Origin of the sequence: Marivita sp. (assembly GCF_020055675.1) — a bacterium.
Taxonomy (GTDB): Bacteria; Pseudomonadota; Alphaproteobacteria; order Rhodobacterales; family Rhodobacteraceae; genus Marivita.
Genome location: NZ_JAIPUS010000009.1, coordinates 1 through 17,930 on the forward strand (window position 1 = coordinate 1; position 17,930 = coordinate 17,930).

General features: G+C 65.7%; 13 protein-coding genes and 1 pseudogene. 9 read left to right on the forward strand and 5 right to left on the reverse strand.

Annotated elements, in window-relative coordinates; translation table 11 throughout:
• The coding region (locus LCF59_RS08065; RefSeq protein ID WP_292287068.1) for an acetyl-coenzyme A synthetase N-terminal domain-containing protein at positions 1–165 on the reverse strand (165 nt) is incomplete at its 3' end.
• A 481-nt stretch (positions 166–646) separates the two neighbouring features.
• Between LCF59_RS08065 and ade the strand changes: the two genes are divergently transcribed.
• Positions 647–2,350 (forward strand): adenine deaminase, encoded by a 1,704-nt coding sequence (ade, locus tag LCF59_RS08070; protein WP_292286945.1) that lies wholly within the window; start codon positions 647–649, stop codon positions 2,348–2,350.
• An 88-nt stretch (positions 2,351–2,438) separates the two neighbouring features.
• On the opposite strand, the gene LCF59_RS08075 is transcribed toward ade, so the two are convergent.
• Positions 2,439–3,314 carry a LysR family transcriptional regulator gene (locus tag LCF59_RS08075; protein ID WP_292286946.1) on the reverse strand — a complete coding sequence of 292 codons (876 nt, stop codon included), beginning with the start codon at positions 3,312–3,314 and terminating at the stop codon, positions 2,439–2,441.
• Positions 3,315–3,420: 106 nt separating this feature from the next.
• On the opposite strand from LCF59_RS08075, the gene LCF59_RS08080 reads away from it, so the two are divergent.
• Positions 3,421–4,974: a proton-conducting transporter membrane subunit gene (locus tag LCF59_RS08080; protein WP_292286947.1), complete on the forward strand. Its 1,554-nt coding sequence runs from the start codon at positions 3,421–3,423 to the stop codon at positions 4,972–4,974.
• Positions 4,975–4,997: 23 nt separating this feature from the next.
• The gene (locus tag LCF59_RS08085) at positions 4,998–7,397 is read left to right on the forward strand and encodes a YbcC family protein (protein WP_292286948.1); all 2,400 of its coding nucleotides are present in this window, start codon (positions 4,998–5,000) and stop codon (positions 7,395–7,397) included.
• Positions 7,398–7,526: 129 nt separating this feature from the next.
• Here LCF59_RS08085 and LCF59_RS08090 read toward each other — a convergent pair whose 3' ends face one another.
• On the reverse strand, positions 7,527–8,789 hold the full coding sequence (locus LCF59_RS08090) for a 3-phosphoshikimate 1-carboxyvinyltransferase (RefSeq protein ID WP_292286949.1): 1,263 nt from the start codon (positions 8,787–8,789) through the stop codon (positions 7,527–7,529).
• Between the two features lie 137 nt (positions 8,790–8,926).
• Between LCF59_RS08090 and LCF59_RS08095 the strand changes: the two genes are divergently transcribed.
• The 6 genes and pseudogenes from LCF59_RS08095 to LCF59_RS08120 all read left to right on the forward strand — a co-directional run bounded on the left by LCF59_RS08095 (position 8,927) and on the right by LCF59_RS08120 (position 15,409).
• Positions 8,927–9,772 (forward strand): helix-turn-helix domain-containing protein, encoded by an 846-nt coding sequence (locus LCF59_RS08095; RefSeq protein ID WP_292286950.1) that lies wholly within the window; start codon positions 8,927–8,929, stop codon positions 9,770–9,772.
• Positions 9,769–10,767, forward strand: coding sequence for an ArsJ-associated glyceraldehyde-3-phosphate dehydrogenase (locus tag LCF59_RS08100; protein WP_292286951.1), 999 nt, complete (start codon positions 9,769–9,771; stop codon positions 10,765–10,767). The genes LCF59_RS08095 and LCF59_RS08100 overlap by 4 nt, the downstream gene beginning before the upstream one ends.
• Complete coding sequence (arsJ, locus tag LCF59_RS08105) at positions 10,764–12,029, forward strand: organoarsenical effux MFS transporter ArsJ (RefSeq protein WP_292286952.1); 1,266 nt, start codon at positions 10,764–10,766, stop codon at positions 12,027–12,029. Before LCF59_RS08100 ends, arsJ begins: the two co-directional genes overlap by 4 nt.
• 90 nt (positions 12,030–12,119) lie before the next feature.
• Positions 12,120–13,268, forward strand: coding sequence for an iron-containing alcohol dehydrogenase (locus LCF59_RS08110; protein ID WP_292286953.1), 1,149 nt, complete (start codon positions 12,120–12,122; stop codon positions 13,266–13,268).
• Positions 13,269–13,347: 79 nt separating this feature from the next.
• A pseudogene (locus tag LCF59_RS08115) lies at positions 13,348–13,782 on the forward strand (FAD-dependent monooxygenase); the annotation flags it as partial.
• A gap of 235 nt (positions 13,783–14,017) precedes the next feature.
• Entirely contained in the window at positions 14,018–15,409 is a 1,392-nt protein-coding gene (locus LCF59_RS08120; protein ID WP_292286954.1) for a bifunctional enoyl-CoA hydratase/phosphate acetyltransferase, read from the forward strand.
• 192 nt (positions 15,410–15,601) lie between these two features.
• On the opposite strand, the gene LCF59_RS08125 is transcribed toward LCF59_RS08120, so the two are convergent.
• Together LCF59_RS08125 and LCF59_RS08130 are read right to left on the reverse strand one after the other, a co-directional pair.
• Positions 15,602–16,492 carry a 2-oxo acid dehydrogenase subunit E2 gene (locus LCF59_RS08125; protein ID WP_292286955.1) on the reverse strand — a complete coding sequence of 297 codons (891 nt, stop codon included), beginning with the start codon at positions 16,490–16,492 and terminating at the stop codon, positions 15,602–15,604.
• A 10-nt stretch (positions 16,493–16,502) separates the two neighbouring features.
• The gene (locus tag LCF59_RS08130; protein ID WP_292286956.1) at positions 16,503–17,927 is read right to left on the reverse strand and encodes an NAD-dependent succinate-semialdehyde dehydrogenase; all 1,425 of its coding nucleotides are present in this window, start codon (positions 17,925–17,927) and stop codon (positions 16,503–16,505) included.
• Positions 17,928–17,930: the final 3 nt, after the last annotated feature.

Here is a 17,930-nt window from a genome sequence, read left to right on the forward strand (position 1 = left end):
CCAGTCCAGCCGCTGCGCCGCCTCGGCCCAGAACCCTTCCGGATCGGACACCGACCGCGCATACATCTCCTCGTACCGCGCCGAATCAACATGCGCGTTACGGATAATGTCGTCGGATGGGGGATAGACAGCTGTGCCCGCATCTCCGGTTGTTTGTTCATTCATCGCTTTGAACTCCCTTGCTCCGCCCGATCCTCCCCGGGCGTTTAAGAATGCGATCACCGAGGTGTCATCGCAACTTCGTGATCATCATACCGAAAGTTGCAAACAATAAAATAAGCGAATAAAAATCAGTATGTTAGGTGTCAATTATTTTCAAAAAGAGCGCAAAATTGGTAAACAAATTTACCAAACGCAACGTAACATGCTCAAATAATTCGCAACTTTGGAACGAGCCCAACTTTCCTGTTTGCGGTAACCCAAGCGTGTGCAAGGGGCAGAGCCGTCGTGTGCACGGTGTGACATATTGATCCGGTATGCGATTGTATGCCGTTATTGGCCGCCGGCTTTTCGCGGATCTCCGGCATGCACGGGGAAAATCACCGGATTTTCCCTCTGAGTCGTTAGCGTTAAAGATTGACGTCTTGGTTGCTCGGCATCGGCTGGCCTAGACTCCGCCCCGAACAGCAGCAGGAGCGACAGGATCATGACAGACCGGGAACAACTGGAACACCGTATCGCCGTCGGGCGCGGGGACCTCCCCGCCGACATGGTGCTGCGTGGCGCCCGCCTGCTCGACCTTGTCACCGGCGACCTGCTCGACGGTGACATCGCCATTGCGGACGGCATGATCGCGGGCACCTGTGGCCACTACGAGGGGGCCACGGTTCGCGACATGACGGGACTGATCCTCGTGCCCGGCTTCATCGACACGCATCTGCACATCGAAAGCTCGCTTGTCACGCCGTTCGAGTTTGACCGCTGCGTGGCACCCCATGGGGTCACCACCGCCATCTGCGACCCGCATGAGATCGCCAATGTGATCGGCGCGGACGGTATCCGCTATTTCCAGCAGGCAAGCGCGCATACGCTCATGGATATCCGTGTGCAGCTGTCCTCCTGCGTGCCCTCGACCCATATGGAAACCGCCGGGGCCGAATTGCTGGCGGCCGATCTGGCGCCCCTGAGGGGACATCCGTCGGGCATCGGGCTGGCCGAATTCATGAATTATCCCGGCGTGATCCATCGCGACCCGCAGGTGATGGAGAAGCTGCACCTGTTTGAAGGCGGCCATATCGATGGCCATTGCCCGCAGCTGCGCGGCATGGACCTCAGCGCCTATATCGCCGCCGGGATATCCACCGAACACGAAGCGACCACGGCGGAGGAGGCGCGCGAGAAGCTGCAAAAGGGCATGCGCGTGTTGATCCGGGAAGGATCGGTGTCGAAAGACCTGCACGCGCTGCAACCGCTGCTGACCGAGCGCACTGCACCCTATATGTGCCTGTGCACCGACGACAGGAACCCGCTGGATATCGCGGAAGAGGGGCATCTGGATCACATGATCCGCACCCTGATCGCGCTTGGCACGCCGGTGCTTGCCGCCTATCGCGCCGCATCGCTGTCGGGGGCCGAGGCATTCGGACTCAGGGATCGTGGCTTGATCGCGCCGGGCAAACGGGCGGATATCGTCGCTCTGCGCTCGCTAGAGGCCTGCGATGTGCAAACCGTGTTCTGCGCCGGGGTGGAGGCCGTGCCGGAGAATTTTACCAAGCGGTCAACGATAGCTCCGGTCGGTCGCGGGTCAGTCCATGCGCCGCACCTGCGCGCCGAGGACTTCCGCGCCAAGGCGAACCGGGCTGACACCGACGTGATCGGGATTGTCGAGGGCAAGATCATCACGAACCATCTGCACGAGGAGATCCCCGTCGCGGATGGCGACAAGCACCCCGATCCCGCCCGCGACCTGATCCGCATCGCGGTGGTCGAACGGCATGGGCGCAACGGCAACATCGCCACGGGCTTTGTTCGGGGCTTCGGCCTGCAGCGCGGCGCGATTGCCTCCACTGTGTGCCATGACCATCACAACATCGCCTGCGTCGGGGTCGATTACGCCGACATGGCTCTGGCCGCCAACCGCCTGTCCGAGATCGAGGGCGGGTTCGTCGTCGCGGCTGGGGGCGCGGTGCTGGCCGAATTGGCCTTGCCTGTGGCCGGGTTGATGAGCCTTGCGCCATTCGAGGAGGTGCATGACCGGCTGGTTGATCTGCGCCGCGCTGCCAAGGGTCTGGGTGTCACGCTCAATGAGCCGTTCCTGCAATTGGCGTTCCTTGCGCTGCCGGTGATCCCGGCGCTCAAGATCACCGACCGGGGCATGGTCGATGTGACGAAGTTCGAGATCATTCCGTGAATTGCGGTACCCGCCTGAGACGTTTGCGTCTCGGGCATGCGCCCGCCCGCCCCATGGCGGGCGGGCGCATGCCCTGTGTTCGGCAAAGCTACCGCCCCGCCACCTCCAGCAACTCCTTCAGCAACGGGTTCGGATAACGCCGGTCGAGCGTCACCGCATAGAAAAGCTCATGCAGGTCGAGCATCATCGCCTGCACCAGATCGCCGCGCGCGAGTTCGTCCTGCACGACGATGGGCGGCACCACGGCCAAGCCGGTGCCACGCAGGGCGAGAAGACGGATCATCGCCATGTCGTCGACCTCGGCGGCGATGGTCGGTTTGGCCTGCACGCGGGCCAGCAGCGTGTCAAAGGCATTGCGGATCTGGGTGTCGCGGGTGGGCAGGATCAGCGGATGATCGGCCACCAGGTCTTCGAACGGGCGATTGCCGGACACGCGGTCCGGGGTGCCGAACAGACCCACGGTCTGATCCGCCAGTTTCTGCGTCAGGTAGGGGCTGATCGCGTCGCGGGCCGGCGGCGTATTGGTCAGCACCACGTCAAGGTTCAGCGCATCGAGCGCCGCGTAAAGCTCTGCCGCGCTGCCCGACCGCAGGATCACCTCCACATCCGGGCGGCCCAGCACCGGTTCCAGGAAGGTGATCTGGAAATTGCGCGACAGGGTGGAGAGCGCGCCGACCCGCAAGGCGCGGGCCGGATGGGCCGTGTCGCGCAGGGTGGCCAGCATTTCCTCACCCGCCGAAAAGATCGTGTCGGCATGGTCCAGCGCGATACGGCCCGCTTCGGTCAGGTGCAGCGCGCGGCCGCGCCGTTCGAACAGGATTTGCCCCAGCCGTTCCTCCAACTGCTTGATTTGCGACGACAAGGCCGATTGCGACAGGTTCAGACGCTCGGCAGTCCGGGTCAGGTTGCCATCATGGGCCACGGCCCAGAAATAGCGCAGGTGGTGATAATTCAGATCCGACATTCGTTCTGTATAAGTAAACGATTATACATAAACAATGTATTTTTATTCATCAAAATGGCCCGCTAGGTCCGTCGGTCAGGATGACGCCCACTCAGGAGACCGTAACATGATACCCGCCTTGCCGCTTCTGGCTCCCGTCTTTTTCGCCCTTGTCGGCCTTGTCTACATGCGCCGCGAATTGCCGCGCGGGTCGGCCCTGCTGCGGCTTGGCGAATATGCCGGGCTCGCCTCGATCATCGTTTCTCTGGGCGCGCTGGCGCTGCTGATCCGCGATGGATCAACCACCGGCCCGCTGATCGGCGCCGCCGAGATGGGCATCGCCGCCCGGATCGACGCGGTCAGCGTGACCATGCTGATGCTGGTCAGCTTTATCGGCTGGGTCGTGATGCGCTTTGCGGTCACCTACACGGATGGGGAAAAGACCCAGACGCGGTTTCTCGGCTGGCTGAGCCTTGGTCTGGCGTCGGTCCTGCTACTGGTGACAGCGGGCAACCTGATCCAGTTGATCCTCGGCTGGGGTGCGGTGGGCCTCTGCGTGAACCGGCTCCTGCTGACCTATCCCGAAAGGGCGGCGGCACAGCGCGCGGCCCGCAAGAAGGCCCTGTGTTCAGCTGCCTCCGATGCCGGTCTGATCGCGGGGGCCTTCGCGCTGGCGGCGGCCTATGGGACGGCGGACATTGCCACGATCCTCGACGCCGCACGCGCCGGTGAGGGGGGCGGCGCAGCGATGCTGGCGGCGGCGCTGCTGGCGATCTCCGCGTTGTTCAAATCGGCGCAGATCCCCACCCATGGCTGGCTGACCGAGGTGATGGAGGCGCCCACACCCGTTTCGGCCCTGCTGCACGCGGGCGTGGTGAACGCGGGGGGCTTCCTGCTCATCCGCTTTGCCGATGTGCTGCTGCTGGCCCCCGGTGTTCTGTCGGTGCTGGTGATGATCGGCGGATTTTCTGCCCTGTTCGGCGGGTTGGTCATGCTGACCCAGCCCTCGGTCAAGACATCGCTGGCGTGGTCCACGGTGGCGCAGATGGGCTTCATGATCCTGCAATGCGGCCTGGCGCTCTTCCCGCTGGCACTGCTGCATATCGTGGCGCATTCGCTTTACAAGGCGCATGCCTTCCTGGCCTCGGGCGGGGCGGTGGCGCAGGTCGCGTCGATCCGGCGGCCCGGCCCGGTGGCGATCCCGAACGGGCGCGCGGTGCTCAAATCCTTCGCGCTGGCCCTGGCGATTTACGCCATCATCGGGCTGCTGCTGGGGATCGACGGCAAATCGGCGCAGGCCATCGTGCTGGGCGCGGTGCTGGTGATGGGCGTGGCCTACCTGTTGGCGCAGGGCCTGGCCGATGCCGCGCCCGAGGTGCTGACCCGGCGCATGGCGGCCTATTCCGTCGCCACGACGCTCAGCTATTTCGCGCTGCAATCCATCGCGATCGCGCTGACGGCAGGCACGGTGCCGGCGACCCCGTCGCCCGGCCCGCTGCAATGGGCGCTGATGGCGTTGACGGTCCTGAGCTTCGGCACCGTGGCCTGGGCGCAGGCGACCTTTCCGAACTGGGCGACCCATCCGGCGGCGCAAGGCCTTCGGGTGCATCTTTCCAACGGCTTTTACCTCAACGCGGTGTTTGACCGGCTGACCGGCGGCTGGGCGGCGCGGAACCGGTGAGGAACAGGACAGGAGATCAGAACATGCTGACAATGGTTGAACGGTTCTCGGGGCCGGCGCTCGAAATCATGGCAGGGGCCAAGAACGCGGCCGCGCATATCCCGCCGCTCTGGTCGCTGGAGGCGACGGTCGCGGTGAACCCTTACGTGGGCCAGGCCGGCGAGCCCTTGCAGATGGCCGCAGCCCGGATGGCGCGGGTGGCGGGCGTTCGCTCCGTGCCGGAACGGGCGCATTTCAAGGCCAAGCTGGCGGCCGGTGACTTGAGCCTTGCGGATCTTGAGGCGGGATTGGCAGAGGTGCCCGAGCTTGACATCACGGTCGATGCGCTGATCGCCGCGATGGACCTGTCCCCCCCCGCGCCGCAGATCCTGCCGACGCTGGCCGACCTCGCCGAAGAGGTGTCGGACGTCAATTGGCCCGATTTCGTGGCAGACCGGATCGGCCACTGGGCCAGTGGGCATTACGATACCGGCCAGGCGCTCTGGCCGGCGCCCGGAACGCGGGCATGGCTGTCCTGGCGGTCTTTCGCGCAGCGCGATCTGACGCCCGAGATTTTCGGCCTGACCGGCTTTGCCTCGCGGGTGGCGTCAATGTCCATGTCCGCCCGTGGCGCCTTGACGACATGCGCCGAGGACATGGGCATCACCGCCGAGGCCAGCGAAAGCTATTTCCATACCCTGCTGATGCGGCTGGGCGGCTGGGCGCAATTGGCCTCCGGCGAGGCGTTCCGGGCCAGCCTCAAGGGCGCGGGCAACAATGACATCACCGATCTTCTGACCGCGAAACTGGTGTTCGAGGCGGCGCTGCTGGCGCGCTACAAGGACAAGATCGGGGCGCGGTGGGAAGAGGTGCTCAAGGCGCATGCCCAACCCATCGTACCCGGCAAGGACGACCTGATCGATGCTGCCCTGCAAGCTGCCGCCGATCACGCGGCGGCGCGCGCGCTTGACGCCACGCTGGCCCAACCGGGGCGCGACCGGGCCGAGGCCCCGAAGGTGCAGGCGGCCTTCTGCATCGACGTGCGCTCCGAAGTGTTCCGGCGGGCGCTGGAAGCCTCGGGCGACGGGATCGACACCATCGGCTTTGCCGGCTTTTTCGGCATCGCGGCGGCGCATCACGGTTTCGCGTCTGACGTGTCCGAACTGCGCGGCCCGGTGCTGATCAATCCGGGGGCCACCTCGGCTGCGACCGATCCGCAGGACAGCGATATGCTGACCCGCGTGGCGAAACGGGTGACGCGCGCCTGGGGCCGGTTCCGGCTGGCGGCGGTCAGCAGCTTTGCCTTCGTCGAAGCCACCGGTCCGCTCTACCTTGGCAAGCTGGTGCGGGACTCGCTGGCGCGGAAACACCCCAGCCTTGGCAGCGGTCCGCCCCCGGCCTTGTCGGACAGCATTTCGCTGGAAGACCGGATCGGCATGGCCGCAGCGATCCTGTCGGGAATGTCGCTCACCTCGGATTTCGGCCGGGTTGTGCTGCTTGCCGGGCATGGCGCGGGCGTGGTCAACAACCCGCACGCCAGTGCGCTGCAATGCGGCGCCTGCGGCGGCCATGCGGGGGACGTGAACGCGCGGCTTGCCGCCGGCTTGCTCAACGACACCGAGGTGCGCGCGGGCCTGGTCGAAAAGGGACTCGACGTGGCACCCGACACGGTCTTTCTGGCCGGTCTGCACGATACGGTGACAGACGACATGCGGCTTTACGAAGAGGATCTGCCGGCCGGACATGGCCAAGCGTCGGTCATCGCCGGTCTGAAGCAGGCGCTGAAACTGGCGGCCAGGGTAACGCGGACGGAACGCTCGGCCCGGTTGCCGCGGGCGACGGACCAGGCGGCGGTCTCGGCACGGGCGACCGATTGGTCGGAAACCCGGCCCGAATGGGGGCTTGCGGGCTGTTCCGCTTTCATTGCCGCGCCGCGCCACCGGACCGCCGGGCGGAGCCTGAACGGGCGGTCCTTCCTGCACAGCTATGACTGGCGGCAGGACAGCGGCTTTGGCGTGCTCGAACTGATCCTGACCGCGCCCGTGGTGGTGGCCAGCTGGATCAGCCTGCAATATTACGGGTCTTCCGTGGCACCGGATGCGTTCGGGGCGGGCAACAAGTTGCTGCACAACGTGACCGGCGGCATTGGTGTGATCGAAGGCAATGGCGGTGTGCTGCGCGGCGGGTTGCCGTGGCAATCCGTGCACGACGGCGCGCGGTTCATGCACGATCCGTTGCGCCTGACCGTCGCCATCGAAGCACCGCGCGAGGCGATCACCGAGATCCTGACCCGGCACCCCGGGGTTGCGGCGCTGTTCGACAATGGCTGGTTGCGGCTTTTCGCGATGGATGACGAGGGGCGGCTGGGCTGGCGCTACACCGGTGGCGGTGCATGGGTCGCGCTGCGGGGCGATCAGGCTGCGGCGCAGATCGCCGCGGAGTGAGTTTCTGTAAGGGAAACTGATGCGCGAACAGGTCGCAAGATTTGAGCAAACCGCCGTCGCGCAAGTGCGGCGGCGCGTCCGCCCACCCGGACGGGCGCGTTCATCGTACAATCGATAGCGCTTGCGCCATCACCCCTCGCTGATCTCGACCTCGACCCCCAGCCCGCGCAGCACATCCCAGTAATTCGGGAACGTCTTGGACACGCAGTAAGGGTCCTCGATCCGCACGCCCTGAACCTTCATCGCGGCAAGCGCGAACGACATGGCGATGCGGTGGTCTGCATGGCTGTCGATCAAAGCGTCGCTCACATGCGCCTCCAGCGCCGGATCCGCGTGAACGATCAGCTCGTCCCCCTCGACCGTGGCAAGCCCCGCGCGCACCTGCTCCAGCCCCGCGTGTACCGCCGCGATCCGGTCGCATTCCTTGACGCGCAGGTTCTCGATCCCGGTAAAGCGCACCGGGGTCCGGTTGAACGCCGCGAGAACCGCAAGCGTCGGCACGGCGTCCTGCATCTGTGATCCGTTGATTTCGGGTGGCATGTCGGGGAAGGCCGCGATCAGGTCATATGCCTTGGCGTCGGGTTGGTTCATGTCCTCAGGTGCGGTGCCGATATCGATATCGCCGGCCGTCAGCTTTTCTGCGGCCCAGAGATAGGTTGCCGCGCTGGCATCGGGCTCGACATGGTAATCGGCCGCGCTGTAGCCGCCGGGTGCGATGACGATCTCCCGGTCCGACGGGAACGCCACCTTGGCCCCAAAAGCGCGCATCACGGCTGCGGTGATGTGCAGATACCCGATCGCACCGATCTGCCCGCCGCCAATGCTGATCCGGGTCTCTGTCTCGCCCATCGCCGCAAGCATCATGATCGCCGAGATATACTGGCTCGACAATTTGCCGCTCACCTCGATCCCGCCCGCCGAGAACGCACCGGTGCCATGCACGGTGACAGGCGGACAGCCGCTTTCCGAGACGGCCTCGACGCCCATTGCCTGCAACGTTTCGAGCAGGGGCGCGATGGGGCGCTTTTGCATATGCGCGTCACCGGTCACGACCGTGGTGCCCTTCACCAATGCGACAGCGGCGGTCAGGAAACGTGTCGCTGTACCCGCATTGCCAAGGAACAGCGGCTCGTCCGCCGGGTGCAGGGTGCCGGTGCCCGTGACCTCGACCGTGGTTGCGTCGATCTCGGATATCTCGACCCCCATCGCGCGCAACGCGGCCATCATGTAGTGCGTGTCGTCGCTGCGCAGGATGCCGGTCAACCGGCTCGGGCCGCGCGCCAGACCGGCAACCAGAAGCGCCCGGTTGGTCACCGATTTGGACCCCGGCAGGGTCACACGGCCCCTCAGGGGCCGGGTCACCGGGGCAATGCGGGCGATGGGCAGAGGCATGGCGGGTCTCCGAACGGGTCAACATGCGCGGGTTTACGCCTTTTGCCGGACATCGCAACGCGAAACTCGGGGCGAAAACGCCCTGGGAACGACAAGAAAGCGATTGACCCGATCCATATTTCGATTATTCACGAAATATGGAAATTATAACTGCAGACCAACTCGCGACCCTTGGCCACCCGCAACGGCTGGCCATCTTTCGCATGCTCATGCGCCGCTACCCGGATCGCGTGCCGGCCGGCGAAATCGCGGCCGCGCTGGCGATCAAACCGTCAACCCTGTCGGCCTACCTGTCCAACCTGCTGGACTCGGGCCTTCTCACGCAAACCCGCAGCGGGACATCGCTGCGTTACACGATCCACGTAAACCGCGTGCAAACGATGCTGGATTTCCTGCTGCTCGACTGCTGCCGGGGCAGGCCGGACATGTGCAGCCCGTTGGCCGCCACATTTGGACAAGGACTTCAGGACATGGTCTCCGACAAACTCAACGTGCTCTTTATCTGCACCGGCAATTCCGCCCGGTCGATCTTTGCCGAAACGCTGCTGCGCGACATGGCCGGCGACAGGTTTGCCGTCTACTCCGCGGGCACCAAGCCGTATTCGGAGCTGAACCCGATGGCCATCGATCTGCTGCGCGGCAAGGGGCATGACGTGTCGGACCTGCGCGCCAAGAACGTTCAGGAATTCATACAGCCCGACGCGCCGCGCTTCGATTTCGTGTTCACCGTCTGCGACCGCGCCGCGAACGAGGAGTGCCCGACTTGGGAGGGCCAACCCGTCACCGCGCATTGGGGCATGGAAGACCCGGTCAAGGCGACAGGCTCCGACGCCGAACGCAGCCTCGCCTTTCAGGCCGCCTATGGCGCGCTGCGCAACCGGATCACCTCCTTCACCGCGATGCCGATGGACACGCTGGATCGCATATCCCTGCAACGCGCCGTCGACGACATCGGACAAACCGAAAAGGCACCCAACGCATGACCACCTACGCGCTCAACGGCCTTGGCCGTATCGGAAAACTGGCCCTGAAACCTCTGCTGGAGCGGGGGGCCAATATCGCATGGATCAATGACGCGGTGGGCGATCCGGAGATGCATGCGCATTTGCTGGAATTCGATACGGTGCATGGCCGCTGGGATGCCGAGGTCTCGTATGACGCCGACAGTATCACCATCGACGGTCAGCGCATTCCGTTCATCGGCACATCCGATCTGTCTGAATTGCCGATGGAGGGTGTGGACGTGGTGATCGACTGCACCGGCGTTTTCAAATCTGAGGCGAAACTCGCCCCCTATTTTCAAATGGGCGCGAAGAAAGTCGTGGTCTCTGCCCCGGTCAAGGATGGCCCGACCGCGAATATCGTCTATGGCGTCAACCAGGATATCTATGATCCGGCGCATCACAGCATTGTCACGGCCGCCAGTTGCACCACCAATTGCCTGGCGCCCGTTGTGAAAGTGTTGCACGAAAAGATCGGGATAAGCCACGGGTCGATCACGACAATCCATGATGTCACCAACACCCAGACCATCGTCGACCGCCCCGCCAAGGACCTCCGTCGCGCGCGGTCCGCGCTCAATTCGCTGATCCCGACCACCACGGGAAGTGCGACGGCGATCACATTGATCTACCCCGATCTCCAGGGCCGCCTCAACGGTCATGCCGTGCGCGTACCGCTGCTCAACGCGTCGATCACCGATTGCGTGTTCGAGATGCAGCGCGCCACGACCGAGAACGAGGTCAACGCGCTGTTCAAGGCGGCGGCCGACGGCGACCTGAAAGGCATCCTCGGCTACGAGGAACGCCCCCTGGTCTCGGCGGATTACACCAACGACACACGCTCCGGCATCGTCGACGCGCCCTCGACCATGGTCGTCAACGGCACGCAGGTGAAGGTCTACGCGTGGTACGACAACGAGATGGGCTACGCGCACCGCCTGGTCGATGTGGCGCTCATGGTCGGCGCAGCGCCATGACCCGCCCCGATGGCCTGTCCGCCTATATCGCCGTCACGGCGGCCTATTGGGCCTTCATGCTCACCGATGGAGCGCTGCGGATGCTGGTGCTTTTGCACTTTCACACGCTGGGCTTCACGCCGATCCAGTTGGCCTATCTCTTCGTGCTGTACGAAGTCGCGGGCATGGTGACGAACTTGAGCGCCGGCTGGATCGCGGCGCGGTTCGGCATGACCTCGACGCTCTATGCCGGGCTGGGCCTGCAGGTCGCTGCCCTGGTCGTGCTGGCGCAGCTCGACCCGTCCTGGAGCATCGCCGCATCTGTGGCTTTCGTCATGGCGGTTCAGGGCGCGTCCGGCGTGGCAAAGGACCTGGCAAAGATGTCGTCCAAGTCGGCGGTCAAGCTGCTCGCCCCGAGCGAGGGCGGCGGGCTGTTTCGCTGGGTGGCGGTGCTGACCGGATCGAAAAACGCGGTCAAGGGTCTGGGCTTCCTGCTTGGCGCGGGGCTGCTCGCGACCCTGGGCTTCGGCGTGGCGGTCTATGCGATGGCGTCGGTGCTGGCGGTGATCCTTGCCGCCGTTCTGGTCTTCATGCCCTCGGGCCTGCCGCGCGGCCGCAAGGAGGCCAAGTTTTCCGAGGTGTTTTCCAAATCGTCAAACGTGAACTGGCTGTCGGCGGCGCGGGTGTTCCTGTTCGGTGCGCGCGACGTGTGGTTCGTCGTCGGCATCCCGATCTATTTCTACGCGGTCCTGTCGGATGGCACCGAAGAGGGCAACCGCACCGCGTTTTTCCTGATCGGCACGTTCATGGCGGTCTGGATCATCCTTTACGGCATGGTGCAGGCCAACACGCCCCGGCTTTTGCGCGCAGGGCAACGCGGCGAGGCGGCGCTGATCGCGGATGCGCGGCGCTGGGCGCTGTACCTGGTGGCTGTGCCCGTCGTGCTGACCGTCGCGGCGCTGCTGTCGCCGGGACCGCAGACATGGCTGACCGTCACCCTCGTGATCGGGCTGCTTTTTTTCGGTGCGCTCTTTGCCGTCAACTCCGCGCTGCATTCGTATCTGATCCTCGAATTCACCCAGAGCGAACGGGTCACGATGGATGTCGGCTTCTACTACATGGCCAATGCCGGTGGCCGGCTGCTTGGCACGGTTCTGTCCGGCCTCAGCTACCAGGCGGGCGGGCTGCCGCTCGTGCTGGGCACGGCATCGGCGATGGTGATCCTGTCGGTGCTCGCGGCGGGGCGGTTGCAGCCGGACCCCGGCGCCAGGGCCGCGGCGTGACGGCCCGAAAGCCGGTCTGGCGCGGCGCTCTCGACAGTCGGGGAAAAGCTTGGCACATCTGGGGGTGTTTCCAGACCGTCAGGACCGTGCATGACCCTTTCCGCTTTTACCTTCGCCACCGCCGGGACCATAGATTTTGGCCGGGGCGTGGCGGCGCGCGCCGTCGCCTCGATCGCCGCGCTGGGCCAGCGGGTCCTTCTGGTGACCGGGTCCGATCCGTCACGCGCCGCCTGGCTAAGATCCGCACTTGAGGCGCAGGGGGCGCAGGTCACGCTCTTTTCTGCCGCAGCCGAACCTGACATCGCGCTGATAGAGCGCGGGGTGTCTGCCGCCCGCAGCGCAGGGATCGACAGCGTGATCGCGATTGGCGGCGGCGCCGTGATCGACACGGGCAAGGCCATCGCCGCCCTCGCGCCGGCCGAGCGCCCGATGCTGGACCATCTCGAAGTGGTCGGGAAGGGCCTGCCGCTGGAGGCACCGCCGCTGCCCTTCACGGCCTGTCCCACGACAGCCGGCACCGGCGCCGAGGTGACCCGCAACGCGGTGATCTCGGTGCCCGAGGCGCGCCGCAAGGTCAGCCTGCGTGACCCGGCAATGCTGCCCGCCCGCGCCATCGTGGACCCCGCGCTGACCGACAATTGCCCCCGCGCCGTGACGCTTGCCTCGGGCCTCGACGCGATCACGCAGGTGATCGAACCCTACCTGTCGTCCCGCGCCAACCCGATGACCGACCTGATCTGCCGCGACGCGATCCCGCGTGGCCTGACCGCGATCCAGACCTTGATGCAGGGCGAAGACCCGGACGCGCGCGATGCCATGGCCTGGGTCAGCCTGTGTGGCGGCCTGGCGCTCGCCAACGCGGGGCTCGGCGTGGTGCACGGGCTGGCGGGGCCGCTGGGCGGTCTGTCCACCGCCGCTCATGGCGCGATCTGTGGCGCGCTCCTGCCACATGGATTGCGGGCCAATGCGCAGGCTGGCGGCGACAGGGTGCTGACCCAACGCATGGCCGACGTGCAGGGCTGGATCGTGCAGGCCCTTGGCGGCCCGCCCGACGCCGCCTTCGACAGGCTGCACGGTTGGTCGCGCGACGCCGGACTGCCCGGGCTTGACGCGCAGGGTATCGGTGATGACGCCCGCGCACAGGCCGCCACCTCTGCCGCGACCTCTTCCTCGATGAAGGCCAACCCGGTGCCGCTGACAGAGGCGCAGCTGACCGATCTCATGCAGCAGGCCCGCTGATGACCCGTCGGGCCGCCACCCAGACCGGCCGGGCGGACGCCCGCACCCGCGACATCCGCGTCGCCCTCACCGGAGCGGCGTGGCCAGGTGCGCGCGGACGAAAACCCAGGTGGCGATCATCGGCGGCGGCCCGTCGGGTCTGCTTTTGTCGCAGTTACTCAACCGTGCGGGTGTGGAGACGGTGGTTCTGGAACGCGCCGCGCGCGATCATGTGCTGTCCCGGATCAGGGCAGGGGTGCTTGAGGCAGGCACCACGGACATGCTGCGCGAGGCTGGTGTGGCCGACCGGATGGCGCAGGACGGGATCGCGCACGGGGGATGTTATCTGGCCGATGACGACCTGATGGTGCGGATCAACTTTCGCGAGCTGACCGGCACCGCCGTCACGGTCTATGGCCAGACCGAGGTGACAGCCGATCTTTATGCGGCGCAGGACGCGATCGGGGCAACCATCCTGCACGGGGTCGAGGACGTGGCGATCCAGGGCGCCGACAGCAGCGCGCCCTGCGTGTCCTCCACCCGGCGCGGCATGGTCGCTGGAATGGATGATCCTGCCGGAAATGGCGCAGGCCACGGGCCGCGCGCTGGCCGTGGCCCGGGGGCTTATCCGCCAGATCCGGCGGATCGGCACACCCGCGTCATCGTGACGTCATGCATCTGCGCCATATTCCCGGCCACAGCGGCGCCAGGACAAAGCAAGCCTGCCACGCCCCCCGCGCACCGATCCTGACACAGATAGATTTGGTCCGATGAAACTGATGAACCGCACCTTCGACGAACTCACCCCCGGCGATGTGGCCGAGATGGACCGTCTGATCACGCTGGATGATCTCTATGTCTTTGCCGCCGCGTCCGGCAATTACAATCCGATGCACCTTCCGGCCGAGGACGGCGATGGCGACGGCACAGCGGAACGCGTCGCGCCGGGCATGTTCGTCGGCGCGCTGATCTCTGCCGTCCTGGGCATGCGCCTGCCGGGGCCGGGGACACTCTACCGGCGCCAGGTTCTCGACTTCCACGATCGCGCCCATGCCGGCGAAGACCTGCGCTGCACCGTCAAGGTGCTGGAAAAACGCGCCGACGGGGTGGTGCGCCTGGCAACCGAGGTGCGGCGCATCCGCGATGACGCTCTGATCGTGTCGGGCGAGGCCGAGGTGATCGCACCGAAGACCCGGTTTGACAGCGACAAGGTGGAGACGCCGGGTCTTGTCGTGCAGCGGCACCGCCATTTCGACGCGTTGCTCGAACGCGCCCACGCGCTGCCGCCGGTGCCCACGGCTGTGGTTGCCCCGGACGATCCCAACTCATTGGGCGGCGCGCTGCTGGCGGCACGGGAAAAGCTGATTGTCCCGATTTTCGTCGGGCGCGGCGACGACATTCACCGCGCCGCGACGGAGGCGGGCATGGACATCTCCGCGTTCGAGCTGATCGACGTGCCCGGCGGCGACAAACTGGCTGCGGCCAGGGCCTGCCAGCTGGTGCACGAGGGCCGGGCCGCGGCGGTGATGAAGGGCCATTTGCATACCGACGACCTGCTGGTGCCGATGCTGGACAAGGCGAACGGCCTGCGTATCGGGCGGCGTTTTACACATGTCTTTGTCATGGATGTCCCCGGTCAGCCGCACCCCGTGATGGTCACCGATGCGGCGATCAACATCACGCCGGACCTGCCCACCAAAGTGGATATCGTCCAGAATGCGATCGACCTGGCCCGGTCGCTCGGGCTTGACCCGCGTGCCGGCATCCTGTCGGCGGTCGAAACGGTGAACCCCGCGATCCAGTCCTCGATCGACGCCGCCGCGTTGTCAAAGATGGCCGATCGCGGCCAGATCACCGGCGGGTTGGTCGATGGCCCCCTGGCCATGGACAACGCGGTTGACGTGGCCGCTGCCAAGACCAAGGGTCTGACGGGCGGGGTCGCCGGACGGGCCAACATCCTTGTCGTTCCGGGGCTCGACGCGGGCAACATGCTGGCCAAGCAATTGTCTTTCATCTCGCATGCCGAAGGCGCGGGTCTCTTGTTGGGGGCCAAGGTGCCGGTGGTGCTGAACTCGCGTTCGGACGGGGCGAAATCGCGTCTGGCCTCCTGCGCTGTCGCCGCGCTTCATCATGCGGCCCAGACCCATGCGCTGCCGACATGACTGGCGGCGCTGTCGTGACGCTCAAGGCGGGGTTTGTGTGGGGCAGGGTGCAGCATGACGCCAGGCTGGCCATGGCCCCGAGCCGTATCGGTGTCTTGCGGTCGAGATCCTAACAAGTGGTAAATTGGCCGGAAATTTCCCTGCAATATCAATGGCTGTCTTCCCGTCCCATGGCTGGGACGGGAGGTTTGTTCAGATCAGCATGTTGCGCGGATCAGCAATCAGCCCGGAATACCGCGCCAGGAATCGCGCGGCATCCGCCCCGTTGATCACCCGGTGATCATAGGACAGGTCCAGCGGCACCATCGGCACCGGGCGCGGCGTGTCGCCGTCCCAGACCGTGACGGTCTCGGTGCGGGTCAGGCCAAGGATCGCCACTTCCGGCGGGTTGACGATCGGGGTAAAGGCCGTGCCGCCGATCCCGCCCAGGTTGGTGATCGTCATCGAGGCACCGCCCATTTCATCCGGCCCCACCTTGCGCGCCTGTGCCCGCGCGGCCAGGTCGCCGATCTCGGCCGCGATCTGCCACAGTCCCTTGCGATCGGCATCCCGGATCACCGGCACCATCAGCCCGTGCGGCGTATCGACAGCGATGCCGATATGCACGTACTCCTTGAGAAACAGCGTGTCTCCATCCGGCGACAATGAGGCGTTGAACCGTGCAAAGGCGCGCAGGCAGCGCGCCAGCGCGGCCACATGGAACGCCAGCGCGGTCAGCTTCACACCGCGCTGGCGGGCCTCTGATCCGAGGCTCTTTCGAAACGCCTCGATCGCGCTGACATCGGCTCTGTCGTGATGCGTGACCGCCGGGATCAGCGATTGCGCCGCCGCGAGGTTCCGCGCCGCGATCTGGGCAAACCGACTCATCGGCTCGGCCGTGACCGGGCCGTACTGGCTGTGATCGACGTCCCAATACGAGGTGTCCGCACCCGATGCTCCCGAAGCCGGCGCGGACGCGGCGGTGGCGCCAAGATCTTCCGGCCCGATGGTCTGGCGGCCCAGCCGCTTGGCCAGGTCCTCGATCTCGACCCCCTTTTCAAGCGCAAGGCGCCGGGTGGTGGGGCTTGCGATAACGTCTGCCATGTCCGCTCCTTTACCAGCTTGCCGAGATGTATTGCGTTTCCATGAATTCGAGCATGCCTTCATGCCCGCCTTCGCGCCCCAGCCCGGATTGCTTGGTCCCGCCAAAGGGGGCGGCCGGGTCGCTGACCAGCCCGCGATTGAGCCCGACCATGCCATAATCCAGCCGTTCGCAGACCTGCAGGCCGCGTTTGAAATCGCCGGAGAACACGTAGGCGACAAGGCCGTATTCGGTGTCATTGGCGCGCCGGATGACCTCCTCCTGGTCGGTGAAGGTCTGGATCGCCGCGACCGGCCCGAAGATTTCGTCTTGCACGCAGTCGGCGTCCTCGGACACGTTCGACAGGACCGTGGGCGGGTAGAAGAAGCCCTTGCCCGCAGGCGTCTCGCCGCCGCATTCTATCTTTGCCCCCTTGGCCACGGCGTCGGCCACGAAAGCGGCCACCTTGTCGCGCGTGTCGGCATTGACCAGCGGTCCGACATCGACGCTTGGGTCGGTGCCATCGCCGAGCTTGAGGGCCGACATTCGTTCCGTCAGCCGCCTGGTGTACTCCTCGGCAATATCCGCGTGCACATAGATGCGGTTGGCAGCGGTGCAGGCTTCGCCGAGGTTGCGCATCTTGGCCAGCATCGTACCCTCTATGGCGGTGTCCATATCGGCATCCTCGAGCACGACCACGGGCGCGTTGCCACCCAGCTCCATCGCGGGTTTGAGCACTTGGTCGGCGGCGGATTTCAACAGCTTGCGGCCCACGCCGGTGGAGCCGGTAAAGCTCACGACGCGCACGCGCGGATCGTGCAGCATGTGATCGACCAGCGCGCCCGTCCTGCGCGATGGCAGCACGTTGACGAGACCGGGTGGCACGCCGGCTTCTTCCAGCAGTGGCATCAGCGCCAGCATGGTCAGCGGGGTTTCGGAGGCCGGCTTGATGATGACGCCGCAGCCCGCCGCCAGCGCGGGGGCGATCTTGCGGGTGCCCATGGCCGCCGGATAGTTCCACGGCGTGACAAGCACTGCCAGCCCGGCGGGCTTGTGCTGCACGACGATCCGCGCGCCAGAGGCCGGGGCGTGGGTAATCAACCCGTCGGCGCGCACGGCCTCTTCGGCGAACCAGCGGAAGAACTCGGCCGCATAGGCGGCCTCGCCTCGTGCATCGACGCCCGCCTTGCCGTTTTCCAGCGTCATCAGATGGGCGAAGTGGTCACGGCGCTCTGTCATCAATTCCCACGCCCGGCGCAGCACTTCGGAGCGGTCGCGCGGGCTGCGTGCGGCCCAGTCGCCCATCGCCTTCTCGGCGGCGTCCAGTGCCTTGTCGGCATCCGCGATTTCGGCTGACGCAACCGAGGCAAGCACCTCTTCGGTCGCGGGATTGATGACGTCGAACCGCTCGGCTGTCTGGTGCCATGTGCCGTCGATGTAAAGGTCGGTATAGTCCATATC

Bases quoted from the DNA above. Each gene is read 5' to 3' on its own strand.
- ade (WP_292286945.1), top strand. From the start codon at position 647: ATGACAGACCGGGAACAACTGGAACACCGTATCGCCGTCGGGCGCGGG.
- LCF59_RS08075 (WP_292286946.1), bottom strand. From the start codon at position 3,314: ATGTCGGATCTGAATTATCACCACCTGCGCTATTTCTGGGCCGTGGCC.
- LCF59_RS08080 (WP_292286947.1), top strand. From the start codon at position 3,421: ATGATACCCGCCTTGCCGCTTCTGGCTCCCGTCTTTTTCGCCCTTGTC.
- LCF59_RS08085 (WP_292286948.1), top strand. From the start codon at position 4,998: ATGCTGACAATGGTTGAACGGTTCTCGGGGCCGGCGCTCGAAATCATG.
- LCF59_RS08090 (WP_292286949.1), bottom strand. From the start codon at position 8,789: ATGCCTCTGCCCATCGCCCGCATTGCCCCGGTGACCCGGCCCCTGAGG.
- LCF59_RS08095 (WP_292286950.1), top strand. From the start codon at position 8,927: ATGGAAATTATAACTGCAGACCAACTCGCGACCCTTGGCCACCCGCAA.
- LCF59_RS08100 (WP_292286951.1), top strand. From the start codon at position 9,769: ATGACCACCTACGCGCTCAACGGCCTTGGCCGTATCGGAAAACTGGCC.
- arsJ (WP_292286952.1), top strand. From the start codon at position 10,764: ATGACCCGCCCCGATGGCCTGTCCGCCTATATCGCCGTCACGGCGGCC.
- LCF59_RS08110 (WP_292286953.1), top strand. From the start codon at position 12,120: ATGACCCTTTCCGCTTTTACCTTCGCCACCGCCGGGACCATAGATTTT.
- LCF59_RS08120 (WP_292286954.1), top strand. From the start codon at position 14,018: ATGAAACTGATGAACCGCACCTTCGACGAACTCACCCCCGGCGATGTG.
- LCF59_RS08125 (WP_292286955.1), bottom strand. From the start codon at position 16,492: ATGGCAGACGTTATCGCAAGCCCCACCACCCGGCGCCTTGCGCTTGAA.
- LCF59_RS08130 (WP_292286956.1), bottom strand. From the start codon at position 17,927: ATGGACTATACCGACCTTTACATCGACGGCACATGGCACCAGACAGCC.